This window comes from Halodesulfovibrio spirochaetisodalis, from assembly GCF_001672295.1.
In the GTDB taxonomy this organism is placed as follows: Bacteria; Desulfobacterota; Desulfovibrionia; order Desulfovibrionales; family Desulfovibrionaceae; genus Halodesulfovibrio; species Halodesulfovibrio spirochaetisodalis.
In genome coordinates this window covers 1-2,593 of the sequence record NZ_JXMS01000049.1, presented here as the reverse complement: position 1 = coordinate 2,593, position 2,593 = coordinate 1, and the positions used below count along the sequence as shown (strand labels likewise).

Below are 2,593 nucleotides of genomic sequence, written 5' to 3'. Positions count from 1 at the left end.
ATTTTTTTTACAAGATGATAATGCTCAACGATACAAAAACACTGTTTATAGCATACATAATTTAAACTTAGAAATAAAAATACATGGCTATATTCCTTAATTTCACACGTTAACATTCATTTTTTATTTTTCTGGAGCTTATTATGGCTAGCACAAAAAAAGGAACACCCGGTGATGACATCATCAATGTTGATAGCACCGTTACTTTTGTAAACGGTGGCGATGGTAATGACACTATCAATGCCGAAACAGGGCATAAAAAAATCTTTGGTGGAGCTGGGAAAGACACTATTACAACTGGAAGTGGACACGACGCCGTACATGGTGGAACAGGCGATGACACCATTAACACTGGTGCTGGTGACGACTTTGTAGAAGGCGGCGATGGAAATGACACTATCACATTAGGTGATGGTAAAAACACTGTTACCGGTGGACTTGGTGACGACATTATTCATGGTGGCGTCAATCAGGATACCTATATCTTTAATATAGGGGACGGCCATGACACCATCTACGACAACGCTGGTGGTCTTACCTCTTCAGGAGTTTCTTCCGATAAATTACAATTTGGCGCAGGTATTACCAAAGAAGACCTTATTTTTACTGCTGAAGGAAATGACTGGCTCATCACATTCAAAAACAACTCCAGCGATTCTATCCGAATTAAAAATGTTATGAATGAATACTATCGGGGTATAGACTCCATTCATTTCATTGATAAATCCTCAATAAGCACATCTTCTATTAGATTCCATCTTAGCAGCCTTACTGAAGGCGCTGACACCATTGACATGTCAGACTTTGTTATGCCGGTAACCGTCAAGGCATTAGGTGGTGATGATACCATCACAACAGGAAATGCCACCACTACTGTTTTTGGAGGAAAAGGGAATGATACCATTGCCGCTACCAATGGACAGCTTATTGCCTACGGCGAAGACGGCGATGACAATATTACCGGCAAACACTACAGTGATCGTATTTTCGGCGGTGCTGGCGAAGACGTAATTGATGCTGGCTCCGGTAAGAACTATGTCTTTGGCGGAGCCGACAACGACACTATTACAACTGGAAGTGGACACGACGCTGTACATGGTGGAACAGGCGATGACACCATTAACACTGGTGCTGGTAACGACTTTGTAGAAGGCGGCGATGGAAATGACACTATCACATTAGGTGATGGTAAAAACACTGTTACCGGCGGCCTTGGTGACGACACTATTTATGGTGGCGCTAATAAGGATACCTATATCTTTAATATAGGGGACGGCCATGACACCATCTACGACAACGTTAGTAACGAAACAGAGACTGGTTACCATCTGGATGAGTTAAAATTCGGCGCAGGTATTACCAAAGAAGACCTTATTTTTACTGCTGAAGGAAATGACTGGCTCATCACATTCAAAAATAACTCCAGCGATTCTATCCGAATTAAAAATGTTATGAATGAAAACTATCGGGGTGTAGACTCCATACATTTCATTGATAAATCCTCAATAAGCACCTCTTCTATCAAGTTCCACCTTAGTGGCCTTACTGAAGGCGCTGACACCATTGACATATCAGACTTTGTTATGCCGGCAACCGTCAAGGCATTAGGTGGTGATGATACCATCACAACAGGAAACGCCACCACTACTGTTTTTGGCGGGAAAGGAAATGATACCATTGCCACGGCTCACGGGCAGCTCATTGCCTTCGGTGAAGACGGCGATGACAATATTACCGGCAAATACTACAATGATCGTATTTATGGCGGTGCAGGCGAAGACATCATTGATGCAGGAGATGGAACCAACTACGTCTTTGGCGGAGCCGACAACGACACTATTACAACTGGAAGTGGACACGACACTGTATATGGTGGAGCTGGTGATGACATCATTTACGCTGGCAATGGCCAAAACACGATCTCTGGTGGACTTGGTAATGACACCATACATGGCGGCAATCATGATGATACATTTATTTTCAATCTCGGAGACGGACACGACACCATCTTTGACAACACTGAAGAAACAGCAGGAACTTCTTTTAGCCGAGATAAAATAAGATTTGGTAAAGGGATTACAAGCGAGGACATTGTCATCACCCAAGATGGCAATGATCAACTCATTACCTTTAAAAACAGCTCAACAGACTCTGTGCGAATAAAAAATGTCGCGAGTCAAAACTACCTACAATTCGAATATCACTCTTCCTCAAATACCATCACAGGGACAGCCAATAACGATACACTCACGTCAAGTGCAAGCGGCAATACCGTTACCGGTGGACGTGGCGACGACACCATCTATGGCGGCATTGGCAATGACACTTACGTGTTCAACATTGGTGATGGTCATGACACCATCTATGACAATCCCGACGGAAAATCTGGTTCATACAGTGACAAAATTACCTTTGGAGAAGGTATTACATTTGACCAGTTAACACTCACGGTTGATGCGCAGGACTGGCTTATTACATTTAAAAATAACCCTGCTGATTCTATTCGCGTTAAGAATGTCATGACACAGTATTACAGCCGAATTGAATCTCTGACATTCTCAGACGACACCACTATCTCAACTTCCAACATCAA

Annotated in this window: 1 protein-coding gene; it reads left to right on the top strand. The window is 42.9% G+C overall.

Translation table 11 applies throughout. The features are described from left to right. Positions 1 to 143 precede the first annotated feature (143 nt). Positions 144 to 2,593: calcium-binding protein (locus SP90_RS16325; RefSeq protein ID WP_269449372.1), on the top strand; the 2,450-nt coding region annotated here is incomplete at its 3' end.